The organism is Ureaplasma ceti, assembly GCF_040369755.1.
In the GTDB taxonomy this organism is placed as follows: Bacteria; Bacillota_I; Bacilli_A; order Mycoplasmatales; family Mycoplasmoidaceae; genus Ureaplasma; species Ureaplasma ceti.
In genome coordinates this window covers 117,578-138,542 of sequence record NZ_BAABQM010000001.1, presented here as the reverse complement: position 1 = coordinate 138,542, position 20,965 = coordinate 117,578, and the positions used below count along the sequence as shown (strand labels likewise).

Sequence of the window (20,965 nt, the reverse complement as noted above, 5' to 3'; positions counted from 1 at the left end):
TTTTCTTAGCTTTTCTGATTTTAGAGGTCTAAGATTGAATTTTAAGTTCTATTTTATTAGAATAAATTACTATGTCAAAAGAACAAACAAACAAAAAACAGTCTATTTTGAAATGAATAATGTTAGGGTTAGGAGTATCTATTCTAACTACTTTAGTTGTGGCTCCGATTGCTGCCAAATTTGCAATCCAAAACCGTAACCGAATTTTACATGTACCAAATGTTGCGACTGACAAAATTACTAATCCGGTTCAAGAGTATGCCAACGCTAACTCTGTTTCATTGTTATTAAGCGCAAAATTAAATGCTCAATACTACCAAAATTTTTGTTTACACATGGATAACAATTTAAGAGATTATTTAAATTCGATGAATTTAAGTCTTACACCGCCCCATTACTATATTTCTGAATATCCATCAGATAATATTCAACTATATGAAGCGGATACCGGCACTGCTTGATTGGTAGATTATCAAACTCATACAGATAGTTTAAGAAACTTAGTCACTTATTATTTGGCCACAAATATTCACGTTGTTAATTTAACTGTGACAGTCAAATACCCATTATTCGAAAATTACATTTCGCACGGTGTAATTGGTGAACGCCCATCTGGAAAAACATTAAGTCTACAACTGCCAGTTAACAAAGATACTGTTAAAAGTTTTACAGCCTACATTTCTAATCCATTAGGAGAAAGAACTAGTACTAATACAAAACTACCAATTTCTACTACGCAAATTTTAAGTAGTTATGCAAATGATTTGATGTTACCATCAGAATATTGATTTGAACTACCAAATGTAAATGTAACTAATAAGGCTGATAAAATTGTACCCCTAGGTATTTATAACTATAATGGCACTCCGCCACAATTTAATAAAGCACCCTTTAAATACGCTAACTTTTCAATTACTAGTGGTGCAGAAGTTATTAGACAAGGGTATATTAATCAAAATTACCAATTAGAAACGCAAACACATGCTGAGTATAATGCTGATACTCGTGGTGAAGATTTTGCAATTTTAAAATCTACTTTTAATCCAATAAAATTATTAAAATGAGTGGAATTTAATAAAAGCCGTTTAAATGCTAATATTTCTAATCCTGCATTATCATTAATTGCAGCAGACGACAATTTAAAAAATAGTTTATATTACTCTTGAATTCACTTACTAGAAATGTTTTGAGTCACACCGTTAGATTCAAAACAAGTTCAAGACCGCCCTAAAACTTATATTCAAAGGGTGCAGGCATTAATTGCATATTTAGAAAACATTAAAACGAAACGGTTATCTTTACAAGAAGAACACTACTTCTGAAACCATTTTATTTTTTCTGACCAAATTAACAGTAAAGAACAATTATATGTATCCGGCTATCCTGGGGTTTCTATCGGTATGATGAACTATGTTACTTTTAAAACAGCTAAATTTAGTGATGCACAACCTTCGTACGGGAACATTCAAAGACATACAATTGATTACACTTGACACGGACAAATGTTTACAAACCCTTATAATGATGAAGAAAACTACTTAGCACCAGGATCCAACTTAGGTTCCGGTTCATCTGGATCTATGGTCTTGAATGACCGTGGCCAAATTGTCGGTATTTACTGAGGTGCTTATGTTTCTGGTAACGTGGGAATTTTCACACCTATTTTTACAAGAGCATCTAGCGATAATTTAATTGCTCGGTTATTGAAATATGAACAAAATAATTTTCAACCTAACCAAGATAATGTTAGTGGACTAACTCAGCTCTTTTTATTAATGAAACAATTTGATTTAATTCGTTAAGAAGTCTCACCAAAAAGGTGAGATTTTTTTATATATCAAATTACACAAAAATTAGTCTATTTTTATGAAATCGAACCAAGAAATATCAGTCTTTTAAAATTTAAAATGACATCTTTTGGTTAGTCATTAATTCATTCACATTATAAATTTATTTTATATATATTAATATATATAAAATAGTTTTTAAATTGGTTTAAATTAATATGGACATTTTCCTATTTTATTCTGTTTCTGCTTTTTGACTCAGTTTTTAAATAAAGCTATAATGAAAGATATAGGGTGATTTTTTTTACTCCAAAATTACACAAAAATTCACCCAAATATTGATGAAAAATTAAGAAAGTGAATTTGCAAAATTATGAAAAAAACAACCCAAAAAGTTTTATCTGTAGCTGCAGCTACAGTAATTACTACTGGTGTTGTGGCACCAATTGTTTATTATTCCGTCAGAGGAAAAGATACCCAAAAAATCCAAACCATCACTGACTCTAAAAATGACATTATTAAAGAATTAAAAAGTGCCATAGGTGATAAAAATGGTCAAATTGTCATTTTACATAATAAACTAACCGACAAAATTAACGAAATTAATCATTTATTAAAAATCATTGAAGAACAAAAGAACGAAATCAATGGTTTAAACCACGACCAAAACGTTTTAAAAATTATTATTCAAAAAAACGACAACCAAATCAAACAATTAGAAGATAAAGTTAGGCAATTAAAACAAGAGCTATCTGACTCACAAAGTCAAATTCCTGGTTTAAAAGCCCAAATTAAAAAATTACAAGAAGAATTAACAAATAAGATTAATCAATTAAAGCAACAGGCCGCTAAGATTGAATCTTTAAACAACGACTTAAAAGACTTAAAAAGAACTCGGGCAACAGCAGATAAAGCGACTGCTGATGTTAACGCGAATACTGCGTTAAGTGACGCTGCACAAACTCAAGCTTTAAGTCAAACAGCTAATATTCAGGCTTCAGCAGCTCGTGTGTTAGCTGACAGCACTCAAACGATTCAAGAAGCAGCACAAACATTACAGCATCAAATGGAAACTGCTGCAGAACACGCAACTGATCAAACGACACAAACGCAAAATCAGTTAATTGCTCAAAATGCTCAAAACGTTGCAACTGCTGCACAAAAATTACATGCAGCTTATAAAAATAAAGAAGATGCATTGACTAATTTAAAAGAGAAAGCTCACAATTTAAGCGAGGCTCAAAAAACTTTAGCTCAAGCGTACCAAACTAAAGCTAGCGCCGAACAACAGATGTTAAATGCAACTTCTGCTGATGCTCAAACCCAAGCTCAATCTGCAATCGATACAGCAAATCAAGCTATTCAACAAGATGTTGATGCGGTTAATTCTGCTAACGAACAAGTAATTGCGGCTCAACAGAAAGTAAATACCGTAACACAAATTATTCAAGGTTTATCAGATAACTTAAACCAAGCTCAAACAGAATTGAAAAATAACCAAAACAAGGTTCAAAATCAAAAAAATGCTGAGCAACAAAGTGGGTTTAACTCTAGTTTAGCTCAAACTGCTACAGCTAATTCTGTTGCCAGTCAAGCTAACGCTGATGAAAATACAGCACAACAAACACAAGCTCAAGCTAACGTTCAAAGTTTAGAAAACACAATTAGTAATAACCAAGGATTAGTTGACCAATTAATTAATCCTTCAAATGTTTCTAAAAATACAGCTGTAGCTAGTGCACAAAATAGTGTTAAAGACAAAGCTCAAGCAGTCATTAACCAAGCTCAAGCTGTGAAAGCTTTAGAAAACACTAAAGCACAACAATTAGGTGAGTTAAGTGAAGCCAATAAACAATTAAGCGACGCTCAAAAAGCATTAGGTAAAGCTTATGAAGCTAAAGCTGAAGCTCAAAAAGTCTTAGCAAATCCGGCTTCAAGTCAAGAAGCAATCTCGAAAGCACAAGAAACAATTAAGACTGCTGATAGTAATATCGCAAAACAACAAGCTGCTGTTTCTCAAGCTGCTCACAATGTTAAAGAAAAACAAGCTGCTGTTGATCAAACAAATGAACAATTAAAAACTGCACAAAATAGTTTAAATGATTCTCAAACTCAATTACAAAACGCTCAAAAAGCGTTAAACAAAGTTATTACAGCTCAAACTCAAGCTTCAAGTGACCAAATTAAACACTTAGAACAACAAACAGCACAAAACAACAAAGCTCAAGCCGAAAGTAATGCCAACTCAGCTTTAAGTGATAAAGCTCAAGCTGAAGCTTTAAGTCAATCGGCTCAAGCTCAAGCTAACGCTGCACAAAATTCAAGTGCTAGTATGAGTCAAATTAAACAAGCTGCTGATGCATTAAATAAAACAATGACTCAAGCATCAAGCAGTGAAACAAATAAACAAATTAAAACTCAAGAACAAGCTGTTGCCACAAAAGCGCAAGATGTTTCTCATACAGCTCAAAAATTACAAGAAGCTTATACTAATAAACAACAAGCTTTAAACACTTTAAAATCTGATGCAGATACATTAAGTTCAGCTCAACAAACTTTAGCTGATGCTTATAAAGCAAAAGCTCAAGCTGAACAACAAATGTTAGATGCAAACAGTCCTGAAACAAAACAAGCTGCTCAACAAGCTCTTGATAAAGCAAACCAAGACATTAATAGTGCTGTAACAGCGGTAGATAATGCAAACAAAGCAGTAGTACAAGCTCAAAATCAAGTAAAAGCAACTACTGATGCCATTGCTCCATTAGTTCAAAGTTTACAATCGGCTCAAAGTGGTTTAACTGATGCGCAAAATACTTTAAAACAAGTCCAAGCTAATGCTCAAGGCCAAGATAATAATAAAGCCCAAGCTGAAGTAAACTCTGGTTTAGCAAATACTGCTAAAGCTAACTCACAAGCAAGTCAAGCCAATGCTGATGAAAATAAAGCACAACAAGCTCAAGCTCAAGCCGAAGTTCAAAGCTTAGAAAACACAATTAGTAACAATCAAGGATTGGTTGCTCAATTAAGTAATCCTGCAAACGTTTCTAAAAATGCTGATGTAGCTAGTGCACAAAATACTGTTAAAGAAAAAGCTCAAACAGTCATTAACCAAGCTCAAGCCGTTAAAGATTTAGAAAATACTAAAGAACAACAATTGGGTAGTTTAAGTGAAGCTAATAAACAATTAAGCTATGCTCAAAATGCATTAGGAGAAGCTTATGAAGCTAAAGCTGAAGCTCAAAAAGTCTTAGCAAATCCTGCTTCAAGTCAAGACGAAATTAGTAAAGCACAGCAAACTATTAAAACTGCTGATAGTAATATCGAAAAACAACAAGCTGCTGTTAAAACAGCTGCTCAAAATGTTAAAGAAAAACAAGCTGCTGTTGATCAAACAAATAAACAATTACAAACTGAACAAAATAGCTTAAATGATTCTCAAACTCAATTACAAGACTCTCAAAAAGAGCTAAACAAAGTTATTACAGCTCAAACACAAGCTTCAAGTGACCAAATTAAACACTTAGAACAACAAACAGCACAAAACAATAAAGCCCAAGCTGAAAGTAATGCAAACTCAGCTTTAAGTGATAAATCTCAAGCTGAAGCCTTAAGTCAAGCGGCTCAAGCTCAAGCTAACGCTGCACAAAATTCAAGTGCTAGTATGGGTCAAGTTAAACAAGCTGCTGATACATTAAATCAAACAATGACTCAATCAGCAAGTGGCGAAACAAATAAACAAATTAAAACTCAAGAACAAGTTGTTGCCACAAAAGCTCAAGATGTTTCTACTGCTGCTCAAAAATTACAAGAAGCTTATACTAATAAACAACAGGCTTTAAACACGTTAAAAACTGATGCAGACACATTAAGTTCGGCACAACAAACTTTAGCTGATGCTTATAAAGCGAAAGCTCAAGCTGAACAACAAATGTTAGACGCAAACAGTACTGAAACAAAACAAGCTGCTCAACAAGCTCTTGATAAAACAAACCAAGACATTAATAGTGCTGTAACAGCGGTAGATAATGCAAACAAAGCAGTAGTACAAGCTCAAAATCAAGTAAAAGCAACTACTGATGCCATCGCACCATTAGTTCAAAGTTTACAATCAGCTCAAACTGGTTTAACTGATGCACAAAATACTTTAAAACAAGTCCAAGATAATGCTCAAGGACAAGATAATAATAAAGCTCAAGCCGAAGTGAACTCTGGTTTAGCAAATACTTCTAAAGCTAACGCGCAAGCAAGTCAAGCCAATGCTGATGAAAATAAAGCTCAACAAACACAAGCCCAAGCTGACGCTCAAAGTTTAGAAAACACAATTAGTAACAACCAAGGATTAGTTGACCAATTAAGTAATCCTGCAAACGTTTCTAAAAATGCTGATGTAGCTAGTGCACAAAACACTGTTAAAGAAAAAGCTCAAGCAGTCATTAACCAAGCTCAAGCTGTTAAAGATTTAGAAAATACTAAAGCACAACAATTAGGCGAGTTGAGTGATGCTAATAAACAATTAAGTGCTGCTCAAAAAGCATTAGGAGAAGCTTATCAAGCTAAAGCTGACGCTCAAAAGGTCTTAGCAAATCCTGCTTCAAGTCAAGATGCAATCTCGAAAGCACAAGAAGCAATTAAAACTGCTGATAGTGATATTGCAAAACAACAAGCTGATGTTTCTCAAGCTGCTCACAATGTTAAAGAAAAACAAGCTGCTGTTGATCAAACTAATGAACAATTACAAACAGCAAAAGACGGTTTAAACAATTCTCAAACTCAATTACAAGACGCTCAAAAAGCGTTAAACAAAGTTATTACAGCTCAAACACAAGCTTCAAGCGACCAAATTAAGCACTTAGAACAACAAACCGCACAAAACAATAAAGCCCAAGCTGAAAGCAATGCAAACTCAGCTTTAAGTGATAAAGCTCAAGCTGATGCATTAAACTCATCAGCAACAGTTCAAGCAACTGCTGCACAAAATGCAAGCGACAGCATGGCTCAAGTACAACAAGCTGCTAATGCTTTAAAAGACAGCATGACTCAAGCCACAAGTACTGAACAAAACGCTAAAGTTCAAATTCAAGAACAAACTGTGGCTACAAAAGCTGGTGAAGTTGCAACTGCTGCTCAAAAATTACAAGCAGCTTACAATGATAAGAAGAATGCTTTAGATAACTTAGCTAATGCTGCACATACTTTAAGTTCGGCTCAACAAACGTTAGCTAACGCTTATACAGATAAAGCTAACGCTGAAAAACAATTATTAGATGCAACATCTACTGAACAAAAATCTAGTGCTGAACAAGCTATTGCTGGTGCTAATGAAAAGATTAAACAAGCTGTAAATGAAGTTAATAATGCTAATAATGATGTTGTTCAAGCTCAAGATAGAGTTAAACAAACAACTGCAGCCATTGCTCCATTAGTTCAAAGTTTACAATCGGCTCAAACTGGTTTAACTGATGCACAAAATACTTTAAAACAAGTCCAAGCTAATGCTCAAGGTCAAGATAATAATAAATCTCAAGCTGAAGTGAACTCTGGTTTAGCAAATACTGCTAAAGCTAACGCTCAAGCAAGTCAAGCTAACGCTGATGAAAATAAAGCACAACAAACACAAGCTCAAGCCGAAGTTCAAAGTTTAGAAAACACAATTAGTAATAACCAAGGATTAGTTACTCAATTAAGTAATCCTGACAATATTTCTAATGATTCAAAAGTAGCTAGTGCTCAAAACACTGTGAAAACAGCAGCTCAAACTGTAGTGAGTCAAGCTCAAACAGTTCAAGGTTTAGAAAACACTAAAGCTGAAAAATTAGGCAGTTTAAGTGATGCTAATAAACAATTAAGCGCCGCTCAAAAATCATTGGGTCAAGCTTATGAAGCTAAAGCTGAAGCTCAAAAAGTTTTAGCAAATCCTGATTCAAGTCAAGAATAAATTCAACAAGCTCAACAAGCAATTAAAACTGCTGATAGTAATATTGCAAAACAACAAGCTGCTGTTTCTCAAGCTGCTCAAAATGTTAAAGAAAAACAAGCAGCCGTTGATCAAACAAATGAACAATTAAAAACTGCACAAAATAGTTTAAATAATTCTCAAACGCAATTACAAAACGCTCAAAAAGAGTTAAACAAAGTTATTACAGCTCAAACACAAGCTTCAAGTGACCAAATTAAACACTTAGAGCAACAAACAGCACAAAACAATAAAGCCCAAGCTGAAGTAAACTCTGGTTTAGCAAATACTGCTAAAGCTAACGCGCAAGCAAGTCAAGCTAACGCTGATGAAAATAAAGCTCAACAAGATCAAACTCAAGCTAACGCTGCACAAAATTCAAGTGCTAGTATGGGTCAAGTTAAACAAACGGCTAACTCTTTAGTACAAAGTATGACAGAATCAACACAACATGAAAATGATTCTGGTATTAAGGCTCAAGAAAATGACATTATCCAAAAAGCTAAAAAGGTTTCTAATGTAGCTAATCAATTACAAGAGGCTTATAATAACAAACAACAAGCTTTAAACACTTTAAAAACTGATGCAGACACATTAAGTTCAGCTCAACAAACATTAGCTAATGCATATAAAGCAAAAGCTCAGGCTGAACAACAAATGTTAGACGCAAATAGTCCTGAAACAAAACAAGCTGCTCAACAAGCAATTGATAATGCTAATAAACAAATTACTAGTGCTGTTGCTACAGTAGATAAAGCGAACCAAGCAGTAGTACAAGCTCAAAATCAAGTAAAAGCAACTACTGACGCTATCGCACCATTAGTTCAACAATTACAAGCTGCACAAAACAATTTAAATCAAGCTCAAGTTAGACTACAAAATACCGAAGGTTCTGCAAATAATACTAACGCTTCTGTAACGAGTCAAGCGAATGCACAAGCAAGTCAAGCGAATGCGGCAGCAAATTCTTCTGAACAAAAAGTGACTCAACAAGTAGTACAAAATTTAACTAATGCAATTAACAATACTCAAGGTCTGGTAGATAAATTATCTAATCAAGACAATATTTCTCAAAATATAACAATTGCTAATGCTCAACGAGGTGTCAAATCAGCTGCCGAACAAGTTGTACAACAAACCCAGGTAGTAAAAAATTTAGTCAATACCAAAGCTCAACAATTAGGCGAGTTAAGTGAAGCTAATAAACAATTGAGTCAAGCTCAAAACGCATTAGGTCAAGCTTACCAAACTAAAGCTGAAGCTCAAAAAACATTGTCTAGTCCTGCTTCAAGCCCAGAGCAAATTCAACAAGCTAAAACTAAATTACAACAAGCTAATCAAGCTATTACTCAAGCTCAAGCACAAATCCAAAATGTTTCTCAAAAAATACATCAAGTTCAAACCGCTTTAAACAATACTGATAGCCAATTAGAGTCTGCACAAAACAACTTAAATAGTGCAAAACAAGCCTTAAGAGAAAAGCAAAAAACTTTAAACGATGATATCGATCAAGTGTATAACCAAAACACAAACACTTTAAAACATGAATTAAGTAGTGCTCAACAAACTATCGGTCAATTAACACAAGATAAAAATGACTTACAAAATCAAGTGGATTCATTAAAAAAACAGGCCGATAAAGTGCCTGAATTAAACAATCAAATCAACCAAAAACAACAGCAAATTGATTCATTAACTGATCAAAAGAAGAGTTTAGGTGATGTCATTAAAAACTTACAATCTAATGTAAGTGATAAAGAACAAACCATTCAAGGCTTAAACAAAAAAGTATCCGATTTACAAAACGAAAAAGATAAATTAAATAAAACGATTGAAGAACAAAACAAAGTTTTAGAAAAAGATAAGAAAGTCTTGGATAAAACTAACAATTATATTCAGTCTGAAATTAATATTATTAATGCCTTGAAAAAGATTAGTGATGATGGATATGCAGAGTTCCAAAATGCAACAGCAAATTCATCTACTAATACTCAAACTTTAACAATGTTTACTGGCTTTAACTTATTCTCTTATATGTTTGCAAGTTTAAACGGATACACTAATAATCAAGGAATGTTATCAGCTCCACTAGCTAATTTCTTAACCAATTATGGTGTACAAAGTTCATTATTACAATCAAGTTACTTATTGAATAACGTTTCTGAATTAATTTCTCGTTTTAATGCTTTCCCTGGATATACAACATGAAGTACTGGAACCAGTGAATTATCGTTATTCGTTAAATTATTTTACTTGTTAGCAAACATTAATTTATACAAAACCATTAATATTGCTGGACAAGAAGTTCAGATGTCTTGATTGACTTATGGACTATACTTGTACATGGAAAAAAATAAGAATAATTTAAATTTATCTGATGATGATATTATTTTCTTTGCTCAACATTCAACGTATAGGTTGTTAACATATAACAACATTCAAGGGGTAAATGGTAATTTTATTGGTATGAATACTTTAAAATACATCAACGGCACCAATTATTATATGGTTCCAACAATTCAAGATGCAATTTTAAACTTAACCTTTAATGCTACCGTTGAATGACAAGGCAAAAAATATGTTGTAAACCCTAAAATTTGTAAAATTACTAATTTCGTTAGTGATAACGAAAAATATAATTCTAATAACAGCAGTAACATAAATTACATCAACATCAATAAGTCATTTAATATTAATAACCAAATGATTAGAGATGACATTTTAGGTAAATCAAATAGTGATGAAGCTGGACAATATACAGGATTAATTTTTGACATAAACTTTAATGGTTTAGTTCCAGTAGCTTTAAACCCTAATAATCTTATTTATAATGGTTATGGCGATTATCCTAACTGTTATCAAATGTATAAATTTAACCAAAGTAGATATAACAATTTATTACAAACGTACGGACAATTTATTTATGGAAATAATTATAGTTTTAGTGGTTCTCCGCAATCATTAATTAATTTATCTGTTGGGTGATATTATTTAGCAAATAACCGTGGCTGATATAATAACTCAATCATCGGTAATGGTTATCCGGACGGAAATACAGAAATTTCAGAAATTTATAGCGGAGCTGTAAATAAATAGTTATTAAACTGCATATTTATAAAAAGTATTTATTTTAAAAAATACTTTTCTTGAATCGAAATAACAACTACAACACTTGTACAAAGTGTTGCGTTGTTATTTTTTTTAACTAAATTATGCATTATCAATTTAAAGATGTAATGATGCACTATTCATAATTTATTCGTGCAAAGTACTTTTCATAAAAACAAAGTTTGATTTAAAAAACAATTATTTTAAAATTTCATAAATAAAAACTATCAAGTTTATCGAACAAAAAACTTTCATAACATTATCCAGTTTGTTGTTATTTGTTTGTTTATAAAATTAGATTTTCAAATCTAATTATTTTGTTTCTTCTTGTGATAAGTCATATTGATTGATGCAAAACCTTTTTGTAATTTATTAAGATAAACAACAAAAAATCCACCTAAGTAATTAGGTGGATATGAAGTATAAGTTATAAGCCGCGTTCTGTACCTTTGCAGGCGTCAATTATTTATCTATGATGAAATCATCTCTGAAATAGCTTCGGTTCGCTTTTCATGAGTTCCCCTACCAAATTTGGGTTTCTAGCTTACAGGGTTTACCAACGTTTCACTTTTATTGTTACCAATAAACTTCGTCACTGTGGCACTTTTATAGAACTTTGTTAACGATTGAAACAATCGCCCGAAAAGTTCAGCCGTTAGTTTTCAACTACCTAATGTTCTTAGCATTAGTGCAAACACTACAACCATCACAGGTTGTGCTAGCGCGGACTTTCCTCTATTAAAAAATAGCAATTGACCACTTACTTTAACAATTTTAACAAATATTTTTAAGAATGCAAATGTTAAATACGTAGACCCAATAATTAGTCTTATTTTCGTGTAGTTCCTGTCGTTTTTTTGCCAAATTTGAAAATTTTTCTTTATATAATTTGTACATAGTTACAAGGTAGAAATTGGTTGAATCATTTAAATTTCACTTAACCATTTATTGAACATGGTACACCTGATCCTAAGGTGCTACCGACCTTAACCCATTCTCGTTGTGCTTAAAAAATATCTCGCAAGAAAGACATTATTTTAAACATGCAAAAAAGAAAAATTTGAACCATCAGTCTATCGCTATTAGGTTTAGCGACAGTGGCTACTGCTTTACCAGTTGCCCTAACTTCATGTAGTAGTTCAAATTCTCAGAACATAACAGCATCACAACCTGATGCTAATCAAGAAATGACACTTTTAAGTCAAATCAATATCTTAAAAAATTCAGTCAATAATTCAATTTTTGAATTAGACGAAATAATTAAAATTAAAGTTAGTCAAATTGCTCAGAGAGCGCAAGCTTTATTGGACCAAGCTCATAATTTAACTGAAGAATTAAATAAAATTACAGCAAATATTTCATCTAAACAATTGTTAACAGCGCAAGCTTCATTAAAGAAAGTAGAGTCTCAAGTTGCTACTTTAAAACAAAACATTCACACTTTATCTCAAGATCAAGTTGTTCTAAGTGAAAAAGCGAAAGAAGTACCACAAATCACCCAACAAATTCAAGATTTAAAGAAAAATGCAGAAGGCATTTTAACAAGTTTAGAACAGTTTAAAGGGGACGTGAACCCAATGATTACAGGCAGCGCTGCTGCAATTCACGCTAACGCTAAAAATGCCATTAAAAACGCTGATCAAGCATTAACAGAAATTAATGCTAAAAATTTTGTAGAATCTAAAACTTCATTATTAGCTGGTCAAAATTTATTATTTAACGCTCAAAGACAATTAGTTCATTTACAAGAACAAAAAGTAAAACTAGCTTTACAAGATAGTCAAACATTGACTAATAAAATTGCTAATATCAGTTTACGTTTAACTACAATAGCTGATACGAAAGATGATAAATTAATTACATTAACTAAAAAAATCAACGAACAATTAACTACATTAAAAACTAAAAATAAAACAGCTCAAGATGCTATCACTCAAGAAAAGTTTGCAGCCGCTACTCAGTTATTAAATGAAATTAATCAAGAATTATCAAGCATTAATCAAAGTTTAGATGCTATTGTAGTAAAAGCACCCGCTTTACTTAAAAATAATCCAGAATTTTATAATTTAAATTCTGAGAACAACGATGTAATGCAAAATCCAAGTTCCAAAAATCAAAGTTGAACTTATGATGCTGCTAAAAAAATGGTGGATGATAAATTACAAACTTATACATTAGCTGATTTTCAAACTGATTTAACGGCTAACATTAATTACCAAAACCAATTATTAACAAGACAATCTGATTTTTTAACTTGACATGAAATTACCCCTAGCGAACAAAAGGTGTTAGGAGATAATGCTAATTATTGAAGACAGTTTGCTCAATCAGAGATTAGCGATATTCATTTTTCTCAAACCAACACTAAATTATTAAACTTTACAATTATTACTCATACTGTAACTCAAATTGCAGATTATAGTAAAAATATTATTGCCCAAATGGACATCAAAGCAGTTTATAAATATCAAGATGTACATATGGTTTCAGCATTATTGTTTAATTCACACAGTGTGCAAGGTGCTTACGTTCCTGACACTTATAACATCAGTTTAGAATACAACTTAGAAAACACTTTTGGCGATGCGATGTTGAGTAAACTTTATACATTACATCCACACCAATGAGTTTCACCAATTTCTTCTATTTCAGCAGAACATAATTGAAAATATCAAGGTTTACAGTTCTTCCAAGAACACAAAGATTACAGCTTAGAAAGACTACATGTTTCAGTTGGAGACAACTCAATGTTATTGAATTATGGTGACCCTGAAAGATACTTTAAGCAAAATCCCGATGACCATAAGCAAACTAATATTTTTAATTCTTACGCTAAAGAATACGGAATGAGATTCCAGCCAGCTTACTCAGATATTTATGGCCAACAAGTGTTAGCTATTTACTCAGATAATTTAAGTCAATCTGATAAAGCGTTGCCCGAATTACTGCCAGTACAAATGACAGGCAAAAATACAGCTAATTTTGGTAACATTCACTCAATTACACAAGTCTTTAACAAATTAAAAGAATCTAATTCGCGTTATTAAAAGTTGCAGATTTTCTTTTGAATCACTATAATTAATTAAATTTAACAATTCGAAGAAAGTCTTAATTTAAGTGAATAATAATTTTGATGATATTGTCTTAAACAGACATTCAGTAAGATCATTTGATAAAAATGTCAAAATTTCTCGTGCAGAAATGACACAAATTTTACAAGAAGCAATGACAGCTCCTTCATCTATCAACATGCAACCTTGAAGATTAGTAGTCGTAGATTCAGAAGAAGGTAAAGAAAAACTACGTCCTTTAGTAAAATTCAATTCTAGACAAAACGATACATCCGCAGCGATGATTTTAGTCTTTGGTGATTTACAATGCTATAAAAAGGCTGATTTAATTTATAGTAAAGCAGTAGAAGAAGGTTTAATGAGCTTAGAAAATAAAGAACTTTTCATGCAAAGATACATGCCATTTTATGAAAGTTTACCTAGAGATAAAATGAACGACATCGTAAAAATTGATGCTTCATTAATGTCTATGCAACTTATGTTAGTAGCTAGAAAATACGGTTATGACACTAACCCGATTGGTGGGTTTGAACACGAAGGTTTAGCTGAAACCTTTGGGTTAGATAAAGAACGTCATGTTCCAGTTATGATTATTGCTATCGGCAAAGCTGATTACGAAACTCACAAAACCATTAGATTGGCTGTTGATGACGTAACTAAATTTATTTAATATAAGTAAACGAAGCACATAAATAGTGTTTCGTTTTTTTCTGTGAAAAGATATTTTTAGAAAAAAGGCGACTGTCTAATTTTCTAGAATAAACTTGGTAAAATAAAGGTATTAGGCAAATAAATTTGATATACAGCTTAATAATAACGACGATTAAAGTAGAGACTCTGAGTATGAAAATTTCTCAAATTTTATGAAAACCAATTTTTCATCCCGAAAAAAACATTTTGTTAGATGGCACTGCTACTTTTCAAAATGGTTTTCCGATGGTTATTGGTGGTTATAACAAACTAGTCTTTTTTGTAAACGTTTGACCTTATTTTACTCATCCGAAAAAACACGAAGTAAGTGAACCCTTACCTCATTTTTTCCACTATAAAAAAGTGGGTAAACAAAAGTTTAAAAACAAACAATACGCTAGTTTACTAGATCATGATTTAAAAATTGATATCACACATATTTATGTGATGCCAACCAACCAGTTTCAAGCTGCTTTTTTAACTAATCAAGAAGAAGTTTTAGCAGAAACTAGAAGCATTCATCAATTAAATCAGGTCAAAATTTTAGAACAAATTATTATGAATATCAAGCAAAGAAATTTTTGCTTGATGGACACTAATTATGAAAATGAAGTAAGTCATTTTCACACACATTATATTTCCCAAAAATTATGAACGTGACTGTATGAACGTAACAAAAAGCAATACGCTGACAGTCAAGTACAACTGGTAGCACGCATGAATGATTGTTGACGTGATTACAAACAATTTCGTAAACAACACAGCAAGAGCATTGACGCCTTTATTAAGTGGCTCATAGCAGTCTTAAGACAAACACAAAAAAGTATTTTAAAACTTAACCAAGAGTTTGAACAATACGTCTTTAAAAAATATTTAAAAACTTCTAAGGTAAATGTAAAACAGTTGCATGAAACCTTACCACCCGATGTTTTAACATCTATTACCCAATTGTTTGTAACAAACATTTTTCGTTTATCTTACTCAGAAAACGAACGTGCAATCTTTTTTGCTCAACAAAAATTAGAGCAAGCTAAAGCTAACAAAAATAGAAAGCAACACGTGAAAACATGAAAGAGTTAACACAACCCGATTCTAAACCAGTAGAAACCACTGAATCTTCTGTAAAGCAAGACGAACAAACAGAGCAAGAGCAAGAAGAATGAGAGTCAGATGATTCTGATTCTGAGTGAGAAGAAGCAGAAAACGAAGAACTATCTGAGATGTTCAAAAAACTATACCAGTATATAATGGAATAAGTAAAACAAAAACAACCCTGTCTACCTATTAAGGAGATGGGTTGTTTTTTGTTTATATCTTTTAGAAGAAGTCTTGCATGAAGAAACCTCTGTGCACATTGCCGATATCATTAATATCTAATTTACCGGTTTGAAGATCTTGTACATAGCTTTCTAATAATTGTTGCATTCTTTCGTAATCTTTTTTAGGGTTTAAGATAACGCCTAAAATTGTTAAGATTAACGCTGCAATAATACAAGCATAAATAACAAATTGTAAGTTTCTTCAAGTTTGCACTAAATGTAAAGCGTGTAACACGCTTGGTTTTAGTGGTTGACTAAGGTCATTATTAATGTGATTGTGAACATCAGCATTAATGATGTTTTCAAAATTTTTAAAGTCAAACATTAAGTTGTTTTGGGTACCAGAAGTTAAGAAAGTCACCATTAAAATCATTGCTATATAAAAGAGTGCTCAGGCTCATAAATAACGGTATTTGACATTGTCACTATGTTGTTTGCGAATCATTGCATATAATAGCAAGATGGCAATCGCCATGATTACTAAAGCCTGGAAAGGAAATGGTAACTTAATTAATAGTGGTTGGGACACTTCTTGACCTGAGTGTAAATGCTGTGTCGCCATAATTGAGATTTTATAGTTAGATAACATTACCACAATAAATGCTGCAATAGAAATCACTAACATGAACAAAGTGATAGCAACAGTACTTCATTTTAATACCGGGATAATTAGTGGTTTAGTTTTAAAAGCGTAAACTGAACCATTAGCTAACCGTCTATTTAAAATAATAACCGCTTGTTGTTGAATTAAACGCTCTGCAAATTCGTCAGACATCATCTGAGGAGAACGGTCAGAAAAAGTCGCTTCTAGATTATGAGGACTTTTTTCTACCGCAGGATGTTCGGACAATTTAAATTGAACAGGTCCTGATGTGTGTGGTTCTAGACTGTGATGTTGTAGTTTGGCGTTCATTTCTTGAACATTGGTATTTAAACGGTCGTTAAGGTACATTTCGTTTAAGTGATGTTGTTCTTGAATTTGTTCGTCAGTAAATTCGTAATTTTCTGATCAATTCAGATCTTGACGTTCCGTAATTACACTAAAGATTTGCGTTAATTGGGCAAGACGCAAGGTTTCTAGTTCGTAATGTTGTTCGTAGTAAGCGACAATTTTTAATTGTTGAAGAATTAAAGCTTGGAACTGCAAGTCAGTTTTTAATAAAGCAACAGTATCTTGGTATAAGAAGATAATGTCTAAGTAACGCACAGTTTGGTCGTATTGTGCTTTTTGGTTATAGTTTAATGGTTGCATATCATATTATGTTTTAACTTAAAATCTCAGAACAGTAGATTAATTTTTACTTAAATCACTAATTAGTTTTACTTTAGTAGATTGTAAGTAAGTTTGTAAAGAATCTAAATAATTTTTATTAGAACTGTTAACAATTACAGTTCCAGCAACAGGGTTATTTGGGTTGGTTGATTCAAAACTCTTGATGCCACCGATCAGATCATTTAAGCTTCCTTTATAAGTGTCTGGTAAGTATCAATAAACTCATCTTGATAAGAACGCACGAACGTATCATTTGTTCTTATAAGTTGGACTAATATTAATTTGTCCGTAAATTCAGTTATTAGGAATACAGTCTAACGGAGTAATGCTAGAACTATCTTTTGTAATTCCTTTACTTGATAATGGTAAAGCTAGAATATAAAACGGTACCGGAATGTTAGTTGTACCACCGGCGCCAATGTAGTAACGAGTGGTGTTAGGGTAGTATAATCCGTTGGCTGTAGTGAAGTTGGCAGAATTAATTAAGTAAGAGCCGTCTTTAGTTACCGCAAAGTTTTGGTCAATGTTAGCATAGCCAAAGTGACGGTAAGAAACCGCACAATATACATAAGTACCGTTATCAGTTGTGTATAACACGGCGTATTTACCAAAAGTTTCTACAGCTGATGGGTAATATTCGCCTTTGAATGGTCTCATGTTTGTTACTACTAACGGTTTTTGAGGTGAACCGTGGTGAGTAAATCTAGTTTTTACATCAATATCTAAATGATAGATTTGTTCTCTAGACGCATAAGTAATATTTACTGGTGCAAATAGGGTAGGTTGAGCTTGAGTGCCACTGGTGTCCACAAAGTGGTCTGGCATTTTAAAGTAAAAACCAGAGGCCTTTTCAATGGGGTGACCACCGAAAATTTCCACACTTAGTTGGTTGTTTTCACCATGAACTAATTTGTAGTAAGTGATTTCGTAAGCTTGTTGAGCATCATTGTAACTATACATGCATAATAAATTGTTTGGTGAATCATGGATCAACATTACTGTTTGGTGGCTGAATCCTTGAGTAATTTGCTCTGAAACAGTGTAGTTCGTTAATTGACCATAATAATCAGCTACTGCAACTTTAGGAAAACTATTCTTACTAATTGAAGTTAGTGAATCTGGTAAAGATAAGTATTTAATTTTGGTAGTAACTGGTTGGGCTAAATCAATAGCAGTAACTTTATGATTATTTAAATACTTAGGAATAATCAAGCTAGAACTAATTTTATTACCTAATGAAGTAATTGTGACAGAATTGTCCTTTACTGTAAATTTAAAATTAGTTTTCACGCTTTGTACTTCTTTGGTAGTTAAGAAACCTTGAATTGCTAAATCAGGCAAAGTCATAGTTTCTTTACTGTTAGTTTTTGAAGTGACAGTCACATTGACAATTAAGACACCGCTATCATCGTGTGGTCTTAAATTACTAAAAGTATAGTTGAAGTATTGGGTATATAAATCGGGTTTTAAGTTTAAATTTTGAATAACAGTGGTTGCAGTAACTTCAGAAGGTAACACAGTTTTATTACCGGCTCAAGCAACACTGTTAAGTTGGGGAATTAAAGCGTCGTATGCTGTTTTTAATTGAGGCTTATAAGATTCTTGGGTAATATCACCAGATTTTTCGTCACGGTTAGAACAAGCAGTACAAGAAACGGCAATGGTGCCTAACGTTGCAACAGAAAGGGCGGCAAATCCAATACCTAAACCTAATTTTTTCTTATTTAATTTTATTTTCATAATTATTTTTCAAATTTGTGATCATCAATTAATTTGTATTGGTGTTTTGTATATAAGGCTCTAAATTCAGCATAAGCTAATACGAACATGTTGACTAATTCCACACACGCTCCGGCAGCAATCGCAGTGAAAACCCACGGATAGTTGCCGTCGATACCTGGTCAACCCATACCCACAATTTGGCTATCACTCGTTGCTGAGAAGACCATAGCGAAGTAGTTCAAGTACCCAACGGAAATGGCAATAACGAATGACAACATGAAGTTTGAACGTTCTGTCCCCCTCTTGTGTAATTCATCTTCAAATTGAATGTCATCGTATAATTCGTTTCAAATCTTATTGAAGTTAGCAGTTTCACTTAGAGAGTTCACAATATTACTGATATTTGTAACCCCGTAGAAGTGGTTTTGGTCATCATAATAAATATCTTGCATGTCTCTTAAGATTTTTCTGTACATTACGTTCTTTCACAAGATTTTGGAATTAGTAATTTCGGTGTTGATTTCTCTAATTAACTTCATTTCAAAAATCCGTGATTGAATAAAGACTTCTGATCATAAGTAGTAAGGCACAGAACTCTTAATAGTTTTATTTTCTACTGCGGACGGACAGTTGAAAATCACAATCATATTTTCTTTAACGAAAGAATGTGTGTACAAGTCATTTTCACAACAGAATTTCATAATTTGATCAATGTAATATGTCTTGTCTAAATTTACTAATTTTAAATAATTCATTTTTACATCAAATAAGCTTACCATATTTTCCACGCTATCTAACATTGATTTATCTGGGAATAACATAGTGAATAACATGTAGAACAAGAAATCATTATCTTGTAAATAAGTTTTTAAAGCACTTGGGTTAATCCTGTGGTCGATATCTGTTTTATAAAGTACTACTGGATCACAGAAGTAATAGTAGTCATAGGTTTTTGAGAGCCTTGACAAGTGTTTTTCTTTAATTTTTTTCTTTTTAACAGACTTTTGGTTTTCGTCTTTAATGTTCATAACCAATTTTACAACCGCTAAGAAATCACCCGATAAATCTCTTTCAATACTACTATTTTTGTGTGTTTCAGTGGCTAAGATTGCTAATAATTCTTCAGGGTTTTCAGAAGTTAAGAAGTTTTTAATTTCTTCGATGCTGACGCACATAATTAACATCATCATCATAACTTCATAAAATAAATCTTTTTTGAAGTAGTTGACTTCGTTGTCACCTAAATCGGTTGCATGATTTAAGAAGTTTTTTTCAATTAGACATTCTCAACTTTGTTGTAAGTGGTTAATTGTGATTGCGCTAAAATCCACTACCTTTGCGGGCATAATGTGATCATTAACGTATTTTTTAGAATTTTTGGCCGTTTTGAACAAGTTTAAGAAAGACTCTAGTGATAATGGGAAGAATTGGTCTCTGATAAAAGTATAAATAAAGTTAACAAAGTAGTATCTTTCAATACTTTGAACAGAGTTTAATAATTCGTTGTTATCACTTTCTCAAATAATCGCACCATCAATTTTATTTAGAGTTTCATCAAAATAAAAGTTAAATTTCATAGCTTGGATAAAGTCTGCTAAATAAGATTTTTTATTTACTTGAACCTTATACGAAAATCTTTTATCTTCGTGAAAATCGCCTAAAATATCTGTTCTTAAATTATTACTATCGTCAGCAATAACAAAGAATGGTTTATCGTTTTCTGTTTGTAAAACGTCAAATAATTCTATTTCTTTAGTACCAGTGTCACCAACAATCTTAGAAAAGATTTGGTTTAACACGTATAAAATACCTTGTTCAGCAGAGTTTTTGTGAATGTCGTTTCAACGTGCTCTTAGATTTTTGTTAATTTTGTTATCTTTATGAAAGTTAAAGAAAGATGGTTTTGGTTCTGGTTTAAAAACACTGAAAAATTCGTGTTTAACGTTATTAATAAAGAACGGGAAAACGTAGAACTTTTCAAAATTTTTAAAACCATTAATTAGCTGCATATTAGTTTCAGCTGCAGGTTTTAAATCAAACAT

10 protein-coding genes and 1 other RNA gene are annotated in these 20,965 nt (G+C 32.2%); 7 read left to right on the top strand and 4 right to left on the bottom strand.

Annotation, left to right across the window (positions count from 1 at the left end):
- The first annotated feature begins 119 nt into the window (after positions 1-119).
- The 3 genes from ABWU82_RS00445 to ABWU82_RS00435 all read left to right on the top strand — a co-directional run bounded on the left by ABWU82_RS00445 (position 120) and on the right by ABWU82_RS00435 (position 10,836).
- Positions 120-1,802, top strand: coding sequence for a DUF31 family putative serine protease (locus tag ABWU82_RS00445; protein ID WP_353289543.1), 1,683 nt, complete (start codon positions 120-122; stop codon positions 1,800-1,802).
- Positions 1,803-2,160: 358 nt separating this feature from the next.
- Positions 2,161-7,722, top strand: coding sequence for a coiled-coil domain-containing protein (locus ABWU82_RS00440; RefSeq protein WP_353289542.1), 5,562 nt, complete (start codon positions 2,161-2,163; stop codon positions 7,720-7,722).
- Positions 7,723-8,130: 408 nt separating this feature from the next.
- A complete protein-coding gene (locus tag ABWU82_RS00435; protein ID WP_353289541.1) occupies positions 8,131-10,836 on the top strand; it encodes a hypothetical protein in 2,706 nt (901 codons plus the stop codon).
- Positions 10,837-11,273: 437 nt separating this feature from the next.
- On the opposite strand, the gene rnpB is transcribed toward ABWU82_RS00435, so the two are convergent.
- An RNA gene (gene rnpB, locus ABWU82_RS00430) (RNase P RNA component class B) lies at positions 11,274-11,612 on the bottom strand.
- Between the two features lie 279 nt (positions 11,613-11,891).
- Here rnpB and ABWU82_RS00425 point away from each other — a divergent pair.
- The 4 genes from ABWU82_RS00425 to ABWU82_RS00410 all read left to right on the top strand — a co-directional run bounded on the left by ABWU82_RS00425 (position 11,892) and on the right by ABWU82_RS00410 (position 15,865).
- Positions 11,892-13,895: a hypothetical protein gene (locus ABWU82_RS00425; protein WP_353289540.1), complete on the top strand. Its 2,004-nt coding sequence runs from the start codon at positions 11,892-11,894 to the stop codon at positions 13,893-13,895.
- 70 nt (positions 13,896-13,965) lie between these two features.
- The gene (locus tag ABWU82_RS00420) at positions 13,966-14,589 is read left to right on the top strand and encodes a nitroreductase family protein (protein ID WP_353289539.1); all 624 of its coding nucleotides are present in this window, start codon (positions 13,966-13,968) and stop codon (positions 14,587-14,589) included.
- A 173-nt stretch (positions 14,590-14,762) separates the two neighbouring features.
- Complete coding sequence (locus ABWU82_RS00415) at positions 14,763-15,689, top strand: hypothetical protein (protein WP_353289538.1); 927 nt, start codon at positions 14,763-14,765, stop codon at positions 15,687-15,689.
- Positions 15,677-15,865, top strand: a complete 189-nt coding sequence (locus tag ABWU82_RS00410; protein WP_353289537.1) for a hypothetical protein — start codon at positions 15,677-15,679, stop codon at positions 15,863-15,865. Before ABWU82_RS00415 ends, ABWU82_RS00410 begins: the two co-directional genes overlap by 13 nt.
- Before the next feature lie 61 nt (positions 15,866-15,926).
- Here the strand turns inward: ABWU82_RS00410 and ABWU82_RS00405 are convergent, their stop codons facing one another.
- From ABWU82_RS00405 to ABWU82_RS00395, 3 genes are read right to left on the bottom strand one after another with little or no spacing between them, the layout of a single operon-like run.
- The gene (locus ABWU82_RS00405; RefSeq protein WP_353289536.1) at positions 15,927-17,180 is read right to left on the bottom strand and encodes a hypothetical protein; all 1,254 of its coding nucleotides are present in this window, start codon (positions 17,178-17,180) and stop codon (positions 15,927-15,929) included.
- Between the two features lie 39 nt (positions 17,181-17,219).
- A complete protein-coding gene (locus ABWU82_RS00400; RefSeq protein ID WP_353289535.1) occupies positions 17,220-18,941 on the bottom strand; it encodes a lipoprotein 17-related variable surface protein in 1,722 nt (573 codons plus the stop codon).
- Between the two features lie 2 nt (positions 18,942-18,943).
- Positions 18,944-20,965 (bottom strand): hypothetical protein, encoded by a 2,022-nt coding sequence (locus tag ABWU82_RS00395; RefSeq protein WP_353289534.1) that lies wholly within the window; start codon positions 20,963-20,965, stop codon positions 18,944-18,946.